This is a genomic window from Pseudomonas sp. S37, from assembly GCF_016658545.1.
In the GTDB taxonomy this organism is placed as follows: Bacteria; Pseudomonadota; Gammaproteobacteria; order Pseudomonadales; family Pseudomonadaceae; genus Aquipseudomonas.
Window position 1 is genome coordinate 92,453 of record NZ_JACVZC010000002.1, and the last position, 17,427, is coordinate 109,879.

The 17,427-nt window shown below is 61.9% G+C and carries 17 protein-coding genes, 1 tRNA gene and 1 pseudogene; 13 read left to right on the plus strand and 6 right to left on the minus strand.

Annotated elements, in window-relative coordinates:
* Window positions 1–60: 60 nt before the first annotated feature.
* Together IAE39_RS01095 and IAE39_RS01100 are read left to right on the plus strand one after the other, a co-directional pair.
* Entirely contained in the window at window positions 61–600 is a 540-nt protein-coding gene (locus tag IAE39_RS01095; RefSeq protein WP_201198579.1) for a hypothetical protein, read from the plus strand.
* A gap of 20 nt (window positions 601–620) precedes the next feature.
* Complete coding sequence (locus IAE39_RS01100) at window positions 621–1,007, plus strand: lysozyme inhibitor LprI family protein (protein WP_201198581.1); 387 nt, start codon at window positions 621–623, stop codon at window positions 1,005–1,007.
* A gap of 115 nt (window positions 1,008–1,122) precedes the next feature.
* On the opposite strand, the gene mnmH is transcribed toward IAE39_RS01100, so the two are convergent.
* A complete protein-coding gene (mnmH, locus tag IAE39_RS01105; protein ID WP_201198583.1) occupies window positions 1,123–2,235 on the minus strand; it encodes a tRNA 2-selenouridine(34) synthase MnmH in 1,113 nt (370 codons plus the stop codon).
* Window positions 2,235–3,269 (minus strand): selenide, water dikinase SelD, encoded by a 1,035-nt coding sequence (gene selD, locus IAE39_RS01110; RefSeq protein WP_201198585.1) that lies wholly within the window; start codon window positions 3,267–3,269, stop codon window positions 2,235–2,237. Before selD ends, mnmH begins: the two co-directional genes overlap by 1 nt.
* 127 nt (window positions 3,270–3,396) lie before the next feature.
* Between selD and IAE39_RS01115 the strand changes: the two genes are divergently transcribed.
* The 4 genes and pseudogenes from IAE39_RS01115 (at window position 3,397) to phnE (ending at window position 6,638) form a co-directional block, all read left to right on the plus strand.
* A complete protein-coding gene (locus IAE39_RS01115) occupies window positions 3,397–4,251 on the plus strand; it encodes a putative selenate ABC transporter substrate-binding protein (protein ID WP_201198587.1) in 855 nt (284 codons plus the stop codon).
* The gene (locus IAE39_RS01120) at window positions 4,248–5,057 is read left to right on the plus strand and encodes a phosphonate ABC transporter ATP-binding protein (protein ID WP_201198595.1); all 810 of its coding nucleotides are present in this window, start codon (window positions 4,248–4,250) and stop codon (window positions 5,055–5,057) included. The genes IAE39_RS01115 and IAE39_RS01120 overlap by 4 nt, the downstream gene beginning before the upstream one ends.
* Complete coding sequence (locus IAE39_RS01125; protein ID WP_201198597.1) at window positions 5,051–5,878, plus strand: PhnE/PtxC family ABC transporter permease; 828 nt, start codon at window positions 5,051–5,053, stop codon at window positions 5,876–5,878. Before IAE39_RS01120 ends, IAE39_RS01125 begins: the two co-directional genes overlap by 7 nt.
* Window positions 5,875–6,638 (plus strand): annotated as a pseudogene (gene phnE, locus IAE39_RS01130) (phosphonate ABC transporter, permease protein PhnE). Before IAE39_RS01125 ends, phnE begins: the two are co-directional and overlap by 4 nt.
* Before the next feature lie 121 nt (window positions 6,639–6,759).
* Here the strand turns inward: phnE and IAE39_RS01135 are convergent.
* On the minus strand, window positions 6,760–7,653 hold the full coding sequence (locus tag IAE39_RS01135) for a bestrophin family protein (RefSeq protein WP_201198598.1): 894 nt from the start codon (window positions 7,651–7,653) through the stop codon (window positions 6,760–6,762).
* A gap of 224 nt (window positions 7,654–7,877) precedes the next feature.
* Between IAE39_RS01135 and IAE39_RS01140 the strand changes: the two genes are divergently transcribed.
* Entirely contained in the window at window positions 7,878–8,171 is a 294-nt protein-coding gene (locus IAE39_RS01140; protein ID WP_201198806.1) for a type II toxin-antitoxin system RelE/ParE family toxin, read from the plus strand.
* Window positions 8,168–8,464, plus strand: coding sequence for an addiction module antidote protein (locus IAE39_RS01145; RefSeq protein WP_201198599.1), 297 nt, complete (start codon window positions 8,168–8,170; stop codon window positions 8,462–8,464). Before IAE39_RS01140 ends, IAE39_RS01145 begins: the two co-directional genes overlap by 4 nt.
* Here the strand turns inward: IAE39_RS01145 and IAE39_RS01150 are convergent.
* Both IAE39_RS01150 and IAE39_RS01155 read right to left on the minus strand, forming a co-directional pair.
* Entirely contained in the window at window positions 8,461–8,940 is a 480-nt protein-coding gene (locus tag IAE39_RS01150; RefSeq protein ID WP_201198600.1) for a GNAT family N-acetyltransferase, read from the minus strand. The genes IAE39_RS01145 and IAE39_RS01150 overlap by 4 nt on opposite strands.
* A 175-nt stretch (window positions 8,941–9,115) precedes the next feature.
* Window positions 9,116–9,763, minus strand: a complete 648-nt coding sequence (locus tag IAE39_RS01155; protein ID WP_201198601.1) for a trypsin-like peptidase domain-containing protein — start codon at window positions 9,761–9,763, stop codon at window positions 9,116–9,118.
* A gap of 525 nt (window positions 9,764–10,288) precedes the next feature.
* Here IAE39_RS01155 and IAE39_RS01160 point away from each other — a divergent pair.
* The 5 genes from IAE39_RS01160 to IAE39_RS01180 all read left to right on the plus strand — a co-directional run bounded on the left by IAE39_RS01160 (window position 10,289) and on the right by IAE39_RS01180 (window position 16,865).
* Window positions 10,289–10,795, plus strand: a complete 507-nt coding sequence (locus IAE39_RS01160) for a sigma-70 family RNA polymerase sigma factor (RefSeq protein WP_201198602.1) — start codon at window positions 10,289–10,291, stop codon at window positions 10,793–10,795.
* Window positions 10,795–11,736 (plus strand): FecR domain-containing protein, encoded by a 942-nt coding sequence (locus IAE39_RS01165; RefSeq protein ID WP_201198603.1) that lies wholly within the window; start codon window positions 10,795–10,797, stop codon window positions 11,734–11,736. Before IAE39_RS01160 ends, IAE39_RS01165 begins: the two co-directional genes overlap by 1 nt.
* Window positions 11,737–11,810: 74 nt before the next feature.
* Window positions 11,811–14,333 carry a TonB-dependent siderophore receptor gene (locus IAE39_RS01170; RefSeq protein WP_201198604.1) on the plus strand — a complete coding sequence of 841 codons (2,523 nt, stop codon included), beginning with the start codon at window positions 11,811–11,813 and terminating at the stop codon, window positions 14,331–14,333.
* Window positions 14,334–14,871: 538 nt separating this feature from the next.
* Window positions 14,872–16,287 (plus strand): NAD(P)/FAD-dependent oxidoreductase, encoded by a 1,416-nt coding sequence (locus IAE39_RS01175; RefSeq protein WP_236548337.1) that lies wholly within the window; start codon window positions 14,872–14,874, stop codon window positions 16,285–16,287.
* Window positions 16,288–16,367: 80 nt separating this feature from the next.
* Window positions 16,368–16,865 carry a RidA family protein gene (locus IAE39_RS01180; protein ID WP_201198605.1) on the plus strand — a complete coding sequence of 166 codons (498 nt, stop codon included), beginning with the start codon at window positions 16,368–16,370 and terminating at the stop codon, window positions 16,863–16,865.
* Between the two features lie 408 nt (window positions 16,866–17,273).
* Here IAE39_RS01180 and IAE39_RS01185 read toward each other — a convergent pair.
* A tRNA-Leu gene (locus IAE39_RS01185) sits at window positions 17,274–17,358 on the minus strand.
* Window positions 17,359–17,427: the final 69 nt, after the last annotated feature.

A 17,427-nucleotide genomic window follows, 5' to 3' on the forward strand; every position in this document is an offset into this window, starting at 1 on the left:
GGAAGCGGGGCAGGGCCTGGGTTAAGGTCGTAGGCTGTCCCGTTTCCCCAGGAATAGCCCTTGCCTGTTTTCTACCTGAGCATCAGCCTGCTGCTGTATCTGCTCGCCCTGTTCTTCGACGGCGCGCTGATGAGCGGCGATCGCCACATGCCGGCCCTGCAGATGTTGCTGTACGGGCCATGGGGCGTGCCCTTCGGTTTGCACCAATGGTTTGCCAACCCGCTGCTGGCCATGGCTATCCTTGCCCATCGGCGCTTTCGCCGGCTGGCATTGTTGGCCGGGTTGGCGGCGGTGTACCTGGCGGCCAGCAGCTTCGGCATCACGCGTTTGCCGGATAACCAGACGTATGAATTCCACGATTTGACCGGTTTCGGTGCCGGCTTCTACCTGTGGCTGGCGGCAATGGTGGTGTTCTGCATGGGCCAGGCGTGGCACTGCTGGAAGGCGCGTAGCGCCGACGACATGCCGGGCTGGAGCTGGCTGGACGTGGCGTTGATTGCGGCACTGGGTGTGGCCTTGTATACGGCGACGCAGATGCCCTCGCTACGCTTCGAACCGGGCAAGGTGCTGATGCCGCCTGAACAGCCGCAGATGCTGTGATATCCACAAGGAGGATTCGCATGATCAAGCATTACCTGACAGGTCTGGCACTGGCCTGCGTGCTGCCAATGGCGGTGGCGGACGACTACACACCGGCCTATGGCCAGTGCATGGACAAGGCCTCCACTACGGTAGACATGAGTGATTGCATCAAGGCCGAGACACAGGTGCAGGACCAGCGCTTGAACCGGGTGTACAAGCAACTGATGGGCAAGCTGGATGCCGGGCAGCAGAAGAGCCTGCGCGATGTGCAGCGCAAGTGGCTGGCGTACCGCGATGGCAATTGCCAGTTCCATGTGCAGGCCAGTGGCGGGACCATGGCGCAGCTGGAAGGTGGCAGTTGCCTGATGGACATGACGCGCGACCGCGCGGCGGAGCTGGAGCGGGTGCTTAGCCCGGGGCAGTGAGTTGTCTGTACCGGCCTCTTCGCGGGTAAACCCGCTCCCACAGGGACCGCACCGCGCTTGAGGGCAGTGCGATACCTGTGGGAGCGGGTTTACCCGCGAAGAAGACCACGCGGTGTTAAAGATGACGCTCCCGTTGCGCCCGGGCCTTGAGGTATTCGCGCACTTCCACGGCATCCCCGGCAAACTCGATGCGCTCGACTTTGGCTGCCCGCTGGTAGGCATACATCGGGTCGTAATACTCGTTCAGCAAGCCTTCTATCCAGCCCCGGTGCAGGTCCACCGCGCCGCTGCGCTGCTGCTCGTCCAGGGCTTCGCGCAGGATCTGCGACAAGCGCTGATAACGCTCGCCGCCCAAACGCTTGTAGATGTTGGCCATGCTCTGCAACATGCGCTCGGCAAACAAGCGGCGGCCGTCTTCCTCGCCATGCACGCTGACGAACTCGGCACTCAGGTTGACCACGTAATCACGCAGGATGCGCTCCACGCGGTTGGCAAAGCTGTCTTCCAGCCACACCAAAGGGTAGTGCTGCATGCCTTGGTAAAGCTCTAGCGGCACCGTGCAGCTGCCAACAATGCGGCCTTCATCTTCCAGCACGAACTGCTCGACCCCACGGGCGCGCTTCTTCAGCACGTCGATGGCCAGCTGGTTCTCGAAATCGATCTGCGCCGGTTGCGCAGTGGCGCGCTTGCCGAAGCTGGAGCCGCGGTGGTTGGCATGGCCTTCCAGGTCCAGCACATTGCCCAACTGGTGCAGCACATCGGTCTTGCCGGTGCCGGTCAGGCCGCCCACCAGCACGAAATCGCATTGCTCTACCGCCTGCTGGGTAGTCTCCAGCAGGAAGGTACGCATAGCCTTGTAGCCACCTTTGATGCGCGGGTACTGGATACCGGCTTCTTCACGCAGCCAACCCTGCACGATCTGCGAGCGCAGGCCACCACGGAAGCAGTACAGGTAGCCTTCAGGATGGGCCTGGGCGAACGCCGCCCAGGCCTCCAGGCGAGCCTGTTTGGTGGCGCCGCTGACCAACTGGTGGCCCAGGGCGATGGCGGCGACCTGGCCCTGCTGCTTGTAGCAGGTGCCGACCTTCTGCCGCTCCTGGTCGTTCATCAGTGGCAGGTTGACCACGCCGGGGAAGGCACCCTTGGCGAATTCGACGGGGGCGCGCATGTCCATCATCGGCACGTCGTCGAGGAACAGCTGGCGAAAGTCGGTGCAGTCGGGGCGCATCAGATCACCTCGACCGCGTGGCTCTGTCGCTCGACCAGTTTGCCGATCGGCGCCAGTTGCAGGCCCAGCTCGGCGGCCACGGCCAGGAACTCCGCTTCACCTTCCGGGCTAACCGCCACCAGCAGGCCACCGCTGGTCTGCGGGTCGCACAACAGGTGTTTCTGCTCGTCGCTGAGCGCGCCGATCTTGTGCCCGTAGCTGTCGTAGTTGCGCAGGGTGCCGCCCGGGATGCAACCCTCGGCCAGGTAGTGGTCGACGCTGGGTAGGCGCGGAACGGCGGCGTAGTCCAGGTGCGCGGTAAGGCCGCTGCCTTCGGCCAGCTCGACCAGGTGGCCGAGCAGGCCGAAGCCGGTGACGTCGGTCATGGCCTTGACCCCGTCCAGTTTGCCAAAGCGGCTGCCGGGGGTGTTGAGGGTGCACATCCAGTCGCGGGCCAGGCCCTGATCCTGTTCCCGCAGCTTGGCCTTTTTCTCGGCCGTGGTAAGGATGCCGATGCCCAGTGGCTTGGTCAGGTACAGCTGGCAGCCCGCGCTGGCAGTGTCGTTGCGCTTGAGGTGGCGCTTGCTGACCACGCCGGTGACGGCCAGCCCGAAGATTGGCTCGGGGGCGTCGATGGAGTGGCCGCCGGCCAGTGGAATACCGGCTTCGGCGCACACCGCGCGACCACCGCGGATCACTTCGCGGGCGACTTCCGGTGGCAGTACGTTGACTGGCCAGCCGAGGATGGCGATGGCCATCAGTGGGTCGCCGCCCATGGCGTAGATGTCGCTGATGGCGTTGGTGGCGGCGATGCGGCCGAAGTCGTACGGGTCATCGACGATCGGCATGAAGAAGTCGGTGGTCGAGACCACGCCGCGCTCGTCGTCCAGCGCGTACACGGCAGCATCGTCACGCGAGGCGTTGCCGACCCACAGTTTCGGGTCCAGGGCCTGGGTACCGCTTTCGGCGAGGATCACGTCCAGCACCTTGGGGGAAATCTTGCAGCCACAGCCGGCACCATGGCTGTACTGGGTCAGGCGAATCGGCTCGCTCATACGTACCTCGGCAGGTCAAATTGTTGCGCGATTGTAGCAAAGCTGGCCTTTGGGCCTTGGCCTCTTATAATTCCAGATGCCGGCGGATTCGTTGGCAATTCCCCCGCTATTGGACCGGAGACCACCCATGCTCAAACGCCCCTTGGCGCTCGCCGCCAGCCTCGTGCTGTCCTGCTGTGCCGTTGTCGCCCAGGCTGCTGAAGTGTTGCGGGTCAGCGCCATCCCTGACGAAGCACCGACCGAGTTGCAGCGCAAGTTCAAGCCGTTGGGCGAGTATCTGGCCAGGCAATTGGGCATGGAGGTGAAGTTCGTGCCGGTGGCCGATTATCCGGCGGTGGTCGAGTCGCTGGCTGCCGGCCGCCTGGACCTGGCCTGGCTGGGTGGGTTCACTTTTGTCCAGGTACACCTGAAAGACCCGACGGCCACGCCGCTGGTGCAGCGTGAGCAAGACGCGCAGTTCACCTCCAAGTTCATCACTGCCAACCCCGATGTGAAGAGCCTGGCCGACCTCAAGGGCAAGTCGTTCGCCTTCGGTTCCATTTCGTCTACCTCGGGCAGCCTGATGCCGCGTTATTTCATGCTCAAGCAGGACAATATCAAGCCTGAGGACTACTTCAGCCGCGTGGCCTACTCCGGCGCGCACGACGCTACCGTAGCCTGGGTGCAGGCGGGCAAGGTTGATGGCGGCGTGCTGAATGCCAGCGTGTGGCAGAAGCTGGTGGATGCCGGCAAAGTCGATACCAGCAAGGTGAGGGTGTTCGCCACCACCCCGACCTACTTCGACTACAACTGGACCGTGCGCGGCAAAATGGACCCTGCGTTGAAAGAGAAGATCAAGAAAGCCTTCCTTGACCTCGACCCGGCCAACCCCGAGCACAAGGCAATCCTTGACCTGCAGGCCGCGAGCCGTTTCATCGAGACCAAGCCTGAGAACTATGTGGGCACCGAACAGGCTGCGCGCGAGGCCGGCCTGCTCAAGTGACCGCTTCGAACGCGGCAATCCATCTGCACGGCGCCAGCCTGCGCCATGGCCAGGTGCGCGCGCTTGACGCGGTCAACTTGCGCATCGGGCAGGGCGAACGCGTCGCCATCATCGGGCCGTCGGGGGCGGGCAAGTCCAGCTTGCTGCACCTGATGGCCAGCGCTGTCCAGCCCAGCAGTGGGCGCCTGGAATTGCTGGGTGAACAGCCCTGGGCGTTGTCTGCCCGGGCGCGCCAACGCCTGCGCGCGCGGGTTGGCCTGGTGCACCAGGCGCCGCCCTTGCCGCCGCGCCAGCGGGTGGTCACGGCGGTGCTGGCCGGGCGCCTGGGGCAGTGGGGTGTACTGCGCGGTTTACTCAATCTGCTGTACCCCAGCGATGTAGCAGGCGCGCGTCAGGTGTTGGCCGAACTGGGCCTGGCCGACAAGCTGTTCGTGCAATGTGGGCAATTGTCCGGTGGCCAGTTGCAGCGGGTGGGTATTGCCCGTGTGTTGTATCAGCAGCCGCAGCTGTTGCTTGCCGACGAGCCGGTGTCAGCCATGGACCCAGTGCTGGCCGACCACAGCCTGGCCTTGCTCAACCGCCATGCCCAGGCCAATGGTGTGACCCTGGTGGCCAGCCTGCATGCGGTTGAACTGGCACTGGCGCATTTCCCGCGTGTGGTCGGGGTCCGCGAAGGGCAGGTGGCGTTCGACTGCCCGGCCAGCGCGGTGACCAGGCAGATGCTGGATGCGCTGTACGCCAACGAAAAACTGGCTTCGCCGCCAACCCAGGGGCCAACCCTGACCGTGCAGATTCCGCGATGCTGAGTGCTGATACCCGCGACCCGGCTTTATTGCCGCGGTTGCTGCTGACCGTGCTGGCTGTGGCGGTGTTGTGGCCCGGTATTCAGCTCAGCGAGCTGAACCCCGGTGTACTGCTGCAGGCGGAGAACCGGCAGCAGATCGCGAGCTTCACCAGCGCTTTCTGGCCACCGGCACACGATGCCGATTTCCTTGCGCTGTTGTACGAAGCCACTTTGCAGACCCTGGCCGTGGCGACTGCCGGCATGGCGCTGGCCTTGTTGCTGGCGATTCCGGCCGGCCTGCTGGCCAGCCGTGCCTTGTCGTTGCGTGCCGCCTCCCGGGGCGGACGAGCCGGGTTGTGGTCACGCGTGTTACGCCTGCCAGTGCGCGGGCTGCTGATTTTCCTGCGGAGCGTGCCCGAGATTGTCTGGGCGTTGCTGTTCGTGCGAGCAGTGGGGTTGGGGCCGACGGCGGGTGTACTGGCCATCGCCATCACCTATAGCGGCATGCTGGGCAAGGTTTACGCGGAAATATTCGAGTCGGTCGACCAGCGCCCGGCACATGCCTTGTTGCAGGCGGGCAGTGGTCGGTTGGCAGCATTTCTCTACGGCATCCTGCCCAATGCCGCCTCCGAAGTGGTGTCATACACCGTTTACCGCTGGGAATGCGCGGTGCGGGCTTCGGTGGTGATGGGGTTTGTCGGCGCTGGCGGCCTGGGCCAGCAGATCGACCTGTCGATGCGCATGTTTGCGGGTGCGGAGGTGGCGAGCATGTTGCTGACCTTCCTGCTGCTGGTGATCCTGGCCGACCTGCTCAGCCGCCTGCTGCGCTGGAGGCTGGCATGAACCGGGCGATCAACCTGTTGCTGCTGGGCGCCATCGTGGTCGCGGTGGTGGCGTCGTTCGCCTATCTGGAGCTGGACTTGCACGCGCTGGTCGGTAACGGTGGGCTGGGGCAGATGGGCGAGTATGCTGCGCGCTTCCTGCACCCGGACTTGTCTGCCGGGCACTTGAAGGCGGTGTGGCGTGGGGCGCTGGAAACCCTGGCCATGTCCGGGCTGGGCACTTTACTGGCGATGGTGCTGGGGATGTTGCTGGCACTGCCGGCGGCGGGCCGTTTCGGTTGGCCATTGCAGGGGGCTGCACGTTTGCTGCTGAATGCCTTGCGGGCCATTCCGGAGCTGGTGTGGGCGGCGCTGACCGTGCTGGCTGCCGGGCTTGGGCCGAATGCCGGTACCCTGGCTTTGGCGCTGCACACTGCCGGGGTACTGGGGCGGCTGTTTGCCGAGGCGCTGGAGAACGCGCCGCCGGAGCCTGCTGCGGCAATTCGGTTACAGGGTGGTAGCCAGGTGGCGGCATTCTGCTTTGGTACCTTGCCCAACCTGTGGCCGCAGTTGCTGGCCTACAGCTTGTACCGCTGGGAGAACAACATCCGCATGGCCAGCGTGCTGGGGTTTGTGGGGGCGGGTTGGGGCAGATGCTGTACACCACCTTGAGCCTGTTCCAGGAGGCCCAGGCCAGTACGGTGATCATCGGCATGCTGGTGCTGGTGTTGCTGGTGGACATGTTGAGTGATGTGTTGCGCCAGCGTTATGTGCGGGCCTGACCGATAGCCGGGGCCGCGTTGCGGCCCTTTCGCGACACAAGGCCGCTCCTACAAGAGATCGCGATCCCCTGTAGGAGCGGCCTTGTGTCGCGAAAGGGCTGCAAAGCAGCCCCAAAATCCATCAGGCCCCCACAACCTCGGCACACTGCGCCTCCCGCTGCATCGACTCCAGGTTGCGCTCGATCGTCTCGCAAATGGTGTCCATCTGGATCTGGTGCTCACTGAACCTGAACGGGCTCTGCAAATCCGTGCCGATCCGCTCAATGGCCAGCAACATGAACCCCACCACCGTCGAAGCCAGCGGCGTGAACCAGCCCAGCGACTCCACCAGCCCCACCGGCACGATCAAACAGAAAAGGGTAATGAACAGCCGCGGAAAATACACATAGGGATAGGGCAGCGGCGTATTGGCAATCCGCTCCATGCCACCTTGGGCATTGGACAAGTCCACCAGCGTCGACTCCAGCCGTGCCAGGCGAATGCTGTCCAGCCGCCCGGCCTGGTATTCCCGCGCCAACAGGGCCGCCGAGCCACCGAGAATGTCGTTGGCGAAGTTGTTCGAGCGGTTGCGCCGTTCGAACTCCGCAGGCGGGATAAAGGCCATCAGCTCGTCCGGGCAGGGTTCACCCTTCAGGTGCGCCGCCAGGCAATTCACATAGGCGATATGCCGGCGCAGCAGGCTGGCCTTGACCGGGTTCAGGCCGTCGTCAGGGTCATCGATCAGGGTCAGCGTCTGCCGCGCAAAACTGCGCGAGCTGTTCACCAGCGCACCCCACAACGTGCGCGCCTCCCACCAGCGGTTGTAGGCGCTGCTGTTGCGAAAGCTCACCAGCACCACCAGCGCCGAGCCCAGCAAGGTCAACGGGATCAGCGGCAAGGTGAACTTGCTGTTGAAGAACAGCATGAAGTCGATGGTGACCAGCACATCCCAGATCAGCAGCCAGAACAGCGACCAGCCGATGTAGCCGATGGTCTTGACCACCAGGCGGTACTTGCGGGCGATGACGTCTTTCACGCGGGGGTACCTCGGAATGCAGGGGATGCAGGATCGGACGTCGAGGGGCGTCGAAGGTTCGGATGCCGAATGTTGCAAGGGATTTAGGCGCTTATGTGAAAAGAAAAGTCTGACCGAGTTATGAGAAGTGCCTGAATTCCCATCACGGCTGAGGAACGACAGAGTTGAACACTTCAATACTTGAAAAGGGTGTATCCGTACGGATACGATTGGGTGAGCGCTTGGTGTTTCTCGTAGAACAGACGGAGAGTTTTGCAGCTTGGCTGTCCAGCTTGAGAGATTTAAGGGCTCAGCTTGCGATTGGTCGCAGGCTGGAGCGAGCGGCGATGGGCAATCTAGGTGACTTCAAATGGCTTGGAGGCGGTATTGGTGAGCTGCGTGTCGATGTGGCAGCCGGGTATCGCGTCTATTTCACGCAAAAGGGAAACAAGCTGGTTGTTTTGCTGGTTGGCGGCGACAAGTCCACACAAGCTGCCGATATTCTCAAGGCCAGAAAGCTGCTGAAGGAGATGAAATGAGCGAAAAACTGATTCCGTTTGATATTGCAGCGCTGTTGGGCAGTGATGAGGCTATCAGTGAGTACCTTAGCCAGGTGCTATCAGATGGTGATACCGAGGAAATCATTCGAGCATTGGGGCATATCGCGCGTGCACGAGGGATGACCCAGATCGCTGCTGAAAGCGGTTTGGGCAGAGAAAGCCTTTACAAGGCTCTGAGCCCTGGCGCAAAGCCGCGGTTTGACACTGTCTTGAAAGTCATTCGAGCCTTGGGTGTCGACCTTCTCGTCCAGCCGCATGCCGTGCCCCGTTAGCTGAACACCTGCCTCATCTGCACCAGCGCCACCCGCTTGCCATCCCAGGCCTGCCGCTCCTCGATGCCGAACGGCACAAAGCCCAGTTGCGGATAAAGCAGCAGGCCGGCGGTATTGTGGTTGAAGCAGGACACCCACACCTCCCGGGCAGCGTATTGCTGGCGGGCCAGGTCGATCATGGCCGATACCAGGTAGCGCGCCACGCCATGGCCGCGTGCGGCGGGGGCCACGACGACATTGCCGAGGGCGCACACGCCGCCGTGTTCGGCCTTGTAGAAGTTGGCGAAGGCCAGGAGCGTGCCGTTGCTTTCAACCACCGTGGAGCCGCTGCGTTGGGCGATGGCCTCGCTCAGCTGGGGCGGGGTGAGGGGGTAGGTGGCTTTGGGGAACATGTAGAACAGCTCGTCCGGGCTTTGCGGGAAGCTGCAGATGGCGGGGATGTCGTCTGGCTGGACGGGGCGGTGGCTCAGGTGCATGGCAGGTCCTTCTTGCGCTGGCTGTCAGGGCCTCTTCGCGGGTGAACCCGCTCCCACAGGACCTGCACAGGATTTGAGGCCTGTGCACTACCTGTGGGAGCGGGTTCACCCGCGAAGAGGCCATCAGCCTCACATCATAAGCCGCTTTCCATCCACAAACGCGACCCGGCCTGCCTCACGGCTTGGCGGCAACCGCCACGTAGCCTTTGACCGAAGCCGGTGCCTGAGGCTTGCCCTTGTGCGCTGTCAGGTACTGGAAGCGCCGCCATTCCTTGTCGATCTCGTTGAACGCCATGAACACGCTGATGCGCTCCTTGCCGGCCAGGTCCGGGCGCTTGCCGGCATCGATTTCGCTCGTAGGGATGATGGCGACATTGATCCCGACCACTTTGCCGTCATCGGCGAACACTGGCCCACCCGACATGCCTTTGGTGATCGGGCCGTCGTGCACCGAGTAGAAGACGCTGCCTGGCGTGCCTTCAAGCCTTACCAGCGTTGGCATTGCATGGCCCTTGCCTTGCATCGGCATCATGAAGCTGTTGAAACCCACCGCCGTCACGGCTTCCCCCGGCACGTACTGGCGCCAGAGCGGCACGTTGCTTGCCTTGTGTTTGAAGAACACCACGTCACCGAGGCCCTCGTGGACTACGTTGCGCAGGAAGGGGGTGTGTTTGGCGGTTACTGCGTAATCCTCGTTCCACTGGATGGCGCTGGCCATCAGCAACATGGGCAGCGGGGCACCGGAGGTAACCACGAAAGCCTGGCTGTAGACGGGATCTGAAACGTACGACGTTGGCACTCCATTGCACCCACTGAGCAGCATCATTGCCGCCATACAGGGCGCGGTTGTTTTCATGTGTCACACAGGGCGTGGTGGGATGGGAGCGCAACTATGGCTAAGTGCTATTACGCTAACAATACTTTCGGCATATATCCGACGAATGACAGCTTAAGTGCTAGTCAGGTGGGCGGCCAATAGAATGCGGATATGGCTGCAGCGCTTGTAGCCATTGGTGTGCCGCCAAATTTTCCCTGTACTGGCCCTATCGCCGGCAAGTCACCCCCAGGTACTGCACAAGGCTCATGGCCGATGTGGTCTTTGTGGGAGCGGCCTTGTGTCGCGATAGGGCTGCGCAGCAGCCCCACGGTCTTGAGGTCAACGCTGAAATCTCTGGGGCCGCTATGCGGCCCTTTCGCGACGCAAGGCCGCTCCCACATCGACCGCATACACCTTAGGCCCAGCGCGTTCCCTGTGGGAGCTGGCTTGCCGGCGATAGGGGCAGCACAGGAACAATTGATCTGATAATCGTTATCATCTAAGGTGCCAGCCTTGCCAGGAGGGATGCCCGTGATTAACGACGATCTGAGTCAGGTCTATGCCGAGCACAATGGGTGGCTCAAGCAGTGGCTGTACCGCCGGCTGGGCTGTTCGGCGCAAGCTGCTGACCTGGCACAGGACACCTTCCTGCGCATACTCCAGGCCCAGCAGAAGGCGGGCGCCAGCCTCAGCCTGCAACGCCCCCGGGCCTACCTGGCAACGGTCAGCCGGCGCCTGGTCTACGACCATTTCCGCCGCCAGTCACTGGAGCGCGCCTACCTGGAAATGCTCGCGCAATTGCCTGAGTTGTTCGCGCTGTCCGCCGAAGACCAATGGGAAATGCGCGAAACCTTGCAGCAGCTGGACGCACTGCTCGACACCTTCAAACCCGTGGTGCGTTCGGTGTTCCTGCTGGTGCAACTGGAGGGCCTGACCTACATCGAGGTGGCGCGCCGCCTGGGCATTGGCGAACGCACGGTCAAGCGGCACATGGCCAACGCCCTGGAAGCCTGCATCCTGTTCGACGAAGACGTCTGATGGCCAGCCCGCAGCCGCGCATTACCCCGGAGGTGGCCAGGCAAGCCGCCAACTGGCACATGCTGATGCTCGACGCCGCTGTCAGCCCGGCCCAGCGTGATGCTTGCAGCCGCTGGCGTGCCGCCGCACCCGAGCATGAACGGGCCTGGCAGAAAGCCTTGCGTGTGCAAGCGCAGCTGGGCCTGCTGCCGCAACAACTGGCCATGGGCACCTTGAACCGCGAGCGCCGCCAGGTGATGAAGCAGATGCTGGCGTTGGCCATCGTCGCGCCCCTTGGCTACGTGGGTTATCGCCAGGTCGTGCCTCAGTACGCCTACGCGACCGGTGTTGGCCAGCACAAACAGCTGACGCTGGCCGATGGCACATTGCTGGACCTGAATACCGATACCGCTGTGGATGTGGATTTCGATGCCCGGCAACGCCTGATCAGCCTGCGCCGTGGCGAGATCCTGATCGAAAGTGGGCCGGACACCAGCAGCCCCCGGCATCGGCCACTGAGGGTTACCAGCGAACAGGGGCTGATGGAAGCTATGGGGACTCGTTTTCTGGTCCGCCAGCGCGAGGGCGCGACCCAGCTGGCCGTATTTGAGGGCGCGGTGCTGGTTACGCCAAACCATGGGCCACGGCAAATCCTTGCCGCCGGCCAGCAGGTCACGTTCGATGGCAGCGGGGAGGGCGCCGTTGCCCCTTCGCGTGAGCAGGACAGCCAGTGGACTCGCGGTCAGCTGGTGGTCGACGAGATGCCCTTGCGCGAGTTCCTTGGCGAGCTGGGGCGTTATCGACCCGGCTGGCTGCGCTGCCAGCCCGATGCGGCGCAATTGCTGATCAGTGGCGCCTTCCAGCTGGAAAACACCGACGCCATTCTCGCTGCGCTGCCCGCCACATTGCCGGTGCAAGTGGATTACCGCACCCGCTACTGGGTCACGGTAAAACAACGTTAATGAGAATTGGCCCGTTTTCGCAACTCATCAGTCCTTACCTGTGGAACTGCCACACATAAAGGGACAATTTCTCAATGATCCGCTCTTCTTCACCGGTCGCCACGACCGATTTCGGCATCGGCAAAGCGCGTGTGCCGGGTTACCGACGTGTACTCGCCTTGAGTGCACTGGCTATCGCGTTGCAAGGTGCCGGCGTGCATGCCCTGGCCGCGCCCGTGCAGGCGCCGCAGGCCTATAGCATCGCGTCCGGCAGCCTGGCCCAGGTACTGGCTCGCTTTGCCAGTGAGGGAGGATTTACCCTGCAATACACCTCGGAGCTTACCCGTGGCCTGTCCAGCCCGGGGCTGCAGGGGCAGTACGCTATCGAGGAAGGTTTCCAGCAATTGCTGGCGGGTACCGGCCTGCAAGCGGTGCGTCGCGGCAACAACGTCTACGGCCTGCAGCCACTGCCGCTGAGCGCCGCTTCCGGTGGTGAGGCCCTGAACCTGGAGCCCTTGAACATCAACGGTATCCAGGACAACGCAACCACCGAAGGTTCGGGCAGCTACACCGCCGGCGCCGTTACCATCGGCAAGGGCACCCACCGCCTCAAGGACATCCCGCAATCGGTCAGCGTGGTCACGCGCAAGGCCATGGACGACCAGCGTCTCGACACCCTGGACGAAGTGCTGGAAAAAACCACCGGTATCACCACCCTGCAAAGCCCGTCAGGCGGTAAGTACATCTACTCACGTGGCTTTGAAGTGGAAACCATCCAGTACGACGGTGTGCCGCTCGACCGTCGCTACTACGCCATCGGCAGCAGCTTCACCTCCGACACCCTGTTGTATGACCGGGTCGAGATCCTGCGCGGCGCCAATGGCCTGTTGCAGGGCAGCGGCAACCCCGGCGCGGCGATCAACCTGGTGCGCAAGCGGCCTAAAGCCGAGCCATCGCTGTCGGTAACGGCCAGCGCCGGCTCCTGGGATACCTACCGCCAGACCATCGATGGCAGTGCCCCGCTCAATGCCGATGGCTCGCTGCGAGGCCGCCTGGTGGCCGGCCATGAAGACCAGAACTACTACTATGACACCGCCGAAAGCCGCAAGAAAATGCTCTACGGCATTCTTGAATACGACCTCAGCGATGCCACCACGGTAGCGGCGGGCGCCAGCGTGGAAGACCTGCATTCCACGCCATTCTTCAGCGGCCTGCCGCGCAACAAGGACGGCAGCGGCGTCAACGTCAGCCGTTCGACCTTCACCGGCGCGGACTGGAACAAGTGGGACAACAAGCAGACTACGTACTTTGCTGATGTTACCCATGACTTCAACGAAGACTGGCGCCTGAAAGCCTCTGGCAGCTACATGCGGGAAACCAACTACATCCTCTACAGCTTTGGCCGTGGCTCCGTGGACCCGGCCACTGGCGACGGCATGCGTTCGCGTGCCTACCTGTATGACTTCGAAAACATCAACAAGGGCGGCGACATCAACCTGACCGGCAAGTGGCGCGCGTTCGGCCGTGAGCACGAAGTGGTGGTGGGGGCCAACGCCAGCGACCTGCAGACGGATGACCTGCAAGGCGGTTTCATCAACCTGGGCCCGATGAACATCTATGACCCAGTCTCGCCACAGCGGCCGAGCATGGATCAGTTGCTGGGCGCAGAAGGCACCAACACCTACCCAGGTACCTCCAAGGGCAAGATCCGTCAGAGCGGCATCTATGCGGTAACCCGTTACAAGCTCAGCGATCCCTTGACCCTGGTGCTGGGCGGGCGCAGCAGCAATTACAGCTACGACTATGAATTGCACCGTTTCAACGGCACATCGCCAACCCCGGCCCACGCGCGCGAGTCCGGCGAGTTCACGCCGTATGGTGGCCTGATCTACGCGCTGAACGATCAGTGGTCGGCCTACGTGAGCTACGCCGACATCTTCAAGCCGCAGACCGAACTGAGTGTGGATAACGCGCCGCTGAAGCCCATTGTCGGTTCCAACTATGAAATGGGCCTGAAAGGTGAGCTGTTCGACGGCCGGGTCAATACCAGCTTCGCGCTGTTCCAGGTTGATCAGGAAAACCGCGCCCAGGCCACTCTTTGCGGGGATAACGGCGGTGAAAACTGCTACGTGGCAGGCGGCAAGGTCCGCACCCAGGGCTTCGACGCCGAGATCAGTGGTGAAGTGCTGGACCGCATGCAACTGTTTGCCGGCTACACCTACACCCACACCGAGTTCCGTAACGACCCGGCCGATGGCGAGTCGGAAGCCGGCGGTACCTTCAACACCTACACGCCACGGCACCTGCTGCGCTTCTGGGCGGATTACAACCTGCCGGGTGAGCTGGACGCGTGGACCGTGGGCGGTGGTGCCAACATCCAGAGCCGCAATTATCACGGCAACTTCGGTGGGACCGATGGGGTAGGGAAGATCGAGCAGGGCGGGTATGCGATCTGGAATGCCCGTGTGGCCTATCAGGTCAACAAGAACTTCAGTGTTTCGTTGAACGGCAACAACCTGTTCGACAAAAACTATTACTCCAGTATCGGCTGGTTGTATGCGGCGAACTACTACGGTGATCCGCGCAACTACAGCGTGACCCTGCGGGCTGATTTCTAACGGCTGGCCGGGTTCCCCGAGAAATGAAGACTCTGTGGGAGCCGCGCTTGCCGGCGATGGGCTGCGCAGCAGCCCCAATACAGGCGGCACCATTTTGACGGATTGTCAGTGACTTGTAAGGTTGGGGCCGCTGCGCGGCCCATCGCCGGCAAGCGCGGCTCCCACACCGAATGTACGGCCAGCGCGGTCTGTGTAGGAGCGCGTTCACCCGCGAAGCAGGCGCCGCGGTGCATGGCACCGGCTGCGCCGGTGTTCGCGGCAAAAGCCGCTCCTACGAACTTTCGAAACTAAAAAAACTTCCTCGCCAAACCAACTTCACTCTTTCACGTATTGAGTGTCGCCATATCAACTATTTATGTCCCTTGCATGATAGTTTCAAAATGGCTGAACTAAGTATTTGCCCTCAGCGCTTTTTCCGGCACCGGGTCATCAACAAAATAGCCGCCCTTCAATGTTAACCATCCGCCTGACGCGATGGCCGCAAAGTTGACTGCGGCGGCTGGCGGCCAGGCATGCAACTCCAGGAAAGGAAAGTGTCATGGGAATGACGAGGCGTAAATTCTTGATCGGCGGCAGCGTCGTGGCTATCGCAGGTGGCGCAGGCATTCTGACCCCTTTGCTGACCCGCGAAGGCAGGTTGATCCCCGGCAAACCGCGGTTTGGCTTTGTTGAAGGCACCGAAGGTGCACTTCCCAAGCAGGCAGACGTGGTAGTGGTTGGTGCGGGTATTCTGGGGCTCATGACCGCGATCAATCTCGTCGAACGTGGCCTCTCTGTCGTGGTTGTTGAAAAAGGTGATATTGCCGGCGAGCAGTCCTGCAGGTTCTACGGCCAGGTCATGACCTACAAGATGCCGGATGCGACGTTCCAGTTGCACCACCTTGCCAAGCAACGTTGGCGCGAGATGAATGCCAAAGTGGGTGCAGATACCAGCTATCGCACACAAGGCCGGGTTGAAGTGCCTTTCGATGAAGAAGACCTGGAAGGCGTCAGAAAGTGGATCGATGCCAAAAGCCGTGAAGTCGCCGCAGACAATCCCTTCAAGACCCGGATCATTCAGGGTAGTGAACTCGAACAGCGGCTGCGCGGTGCGTCGTCGAGCTGGAAAGTTGCAGGGTTCGAGGAAGACTCCGGTAGCCTGGACGCCGAGCGCGCATCGTTTGTCATGGCCGAGTACGCCAAGAAGGTGGGTGTGCGTATCTACACCCACTGCGCCGCAAGGGGCCTGGAAACCCAGGCCGGTGTCATCTCCGATGTGGTGACCGAGAAGGGCGCCATCAGGACGTCTCGCGTGGTCGTGGCCGGCGGCGCCTGGTCCAGGCTGTTCATGCAGAACCTGGGGGTCGATGTGCCGACCTTGCCCGCCTACCAATCCCAGCAAATCATCAGCGCGGCACCCCGTGCACCGGGGGGCAACGTTGCATTGCCCGGGAACATCTACTTCCGCGAGCAGGCCGACGGTACATACGCCACCTCGCCGCGCGTCGTCGTTGCTCCGGTGGTCAAAGAGTCGTTCATGTATGGCTATAAATACCTGCCGTTGCTGGCCATCCCCGACTTCCCGGTGCACATCTCACTCAACAGGCAACTGATCGATTCGTTCACTCAGCCCACGCAGTGGCGGCTGGACGAGGTATCGCCCTTCGAGAAAAACCGGCTGATGACCGCGGCCCCGGATATTCCGGAGCTGGATGCGTCACTGGAAAAGCTCAAAGTCGAGTTCCCTGCTTTCAAGGATGCGAAGTTGATCGATCAGTGGAGCGGTGCCATGGCCATCGCCCCGGATGAGAACCCCATTATCTCGCAGGTAAACGAATACCCAGGCCTGGTCATCAACACCGCGACCGGTTGGGGCATGACGGAGAGCCCGGTGTCGTCCGAGTTGACGGCGGACCTGCTGCTTGGCAAGGCGCCGGTGCTGGACCCCAAACCGTTCAGCCTGTACCGATTCTAAGTACACATACCGCAATGGAATGACCCGTACGCGCATCATCGGTGCGTGTAGATTCTTGTATGAACAATCAGGAGAAAAGTATGAAATTCGCTTTCAAGACCGTTACTGCATTGGCATTGGGTTTAGCCGCTGCCGGCAGCGTTCACGCAAAAGACATCGTGCGCCATGACGCAGGCAGCTTCCCGATCTCGTCGGCGGTAGAAATTCCAGCCGGTAAAACGGTCGTCTATCTGAGCGGCTCGGTCCCGTCGGTGATCCATCCCGATGCGCCCAAGGATTCGCTGGAAGCCTACGGTGATACCAAGGCACAAACCGTCAATGTGCTCGAAAGCATCCAGCAGCAACTGAAAGCGCTGGGTCTTGGCCTCACTGACGTGGTGAAGATGCAGGTGTTCCTGGTGGGCGGGCCGGAGAACGGCGGCAAGATGGATTTCGACGGTTTCATGGCCGGCTATACCCAGTTCTTTGGCCCAGCCGCCAAGCAGCCGGTGCTTCCTGCGCGCTCGGCGTTCCAGATTGCAGGCCTGGCGCACCCAGCCTGGCGTGTTGAAATCGAGGTGACGGCGGTTCGTCCCTGACAGATTTTGTGCCCAGCCCGACAAAATCGTCGGGCACAAAAAAATGATCATGAGGTTAATGCCAGTCAGTTAATCCGCATTGGATGCAAGGGGGTTATCGGGGGTTGATTTGGCCTGCATGCGTTTGGCTTTAGCCGTGTGGGGCTGCCGACATCGAGCGCCGCCCGCGCGGCGCTCGATCTCATGGGCGAAAACCAACCGAAGCCGAACACCTGCAGGCTGTCGCGAGGCGAAGTCTGGAATGTTGGTCAGGGCCTGCTGGGGCCGAATGTAGATCCGCAGCAACATTGGTGCACAGAAAGTTTCATTTTGTGCAACTTACTGTTGAGTGTAAGAGGGGCGGCGGTGCGATCACCGATTAGCAGACGAAAAAAAACCGACCATAAGGTCGGTTTTTTTACCGGATTTTGGTGCCCCGAGGGAGACTCGAACTCCCACTCCTTTCGAAAACGGATTTTGAATCCGCCGCGTCTACCAATTCCGCCATCAGGGCAGTGGCGCGCAGTATAGAGAGGTGCCGCTGGTCGGTCAATCGGCTTTCATGGTCAATTTTCACACATTG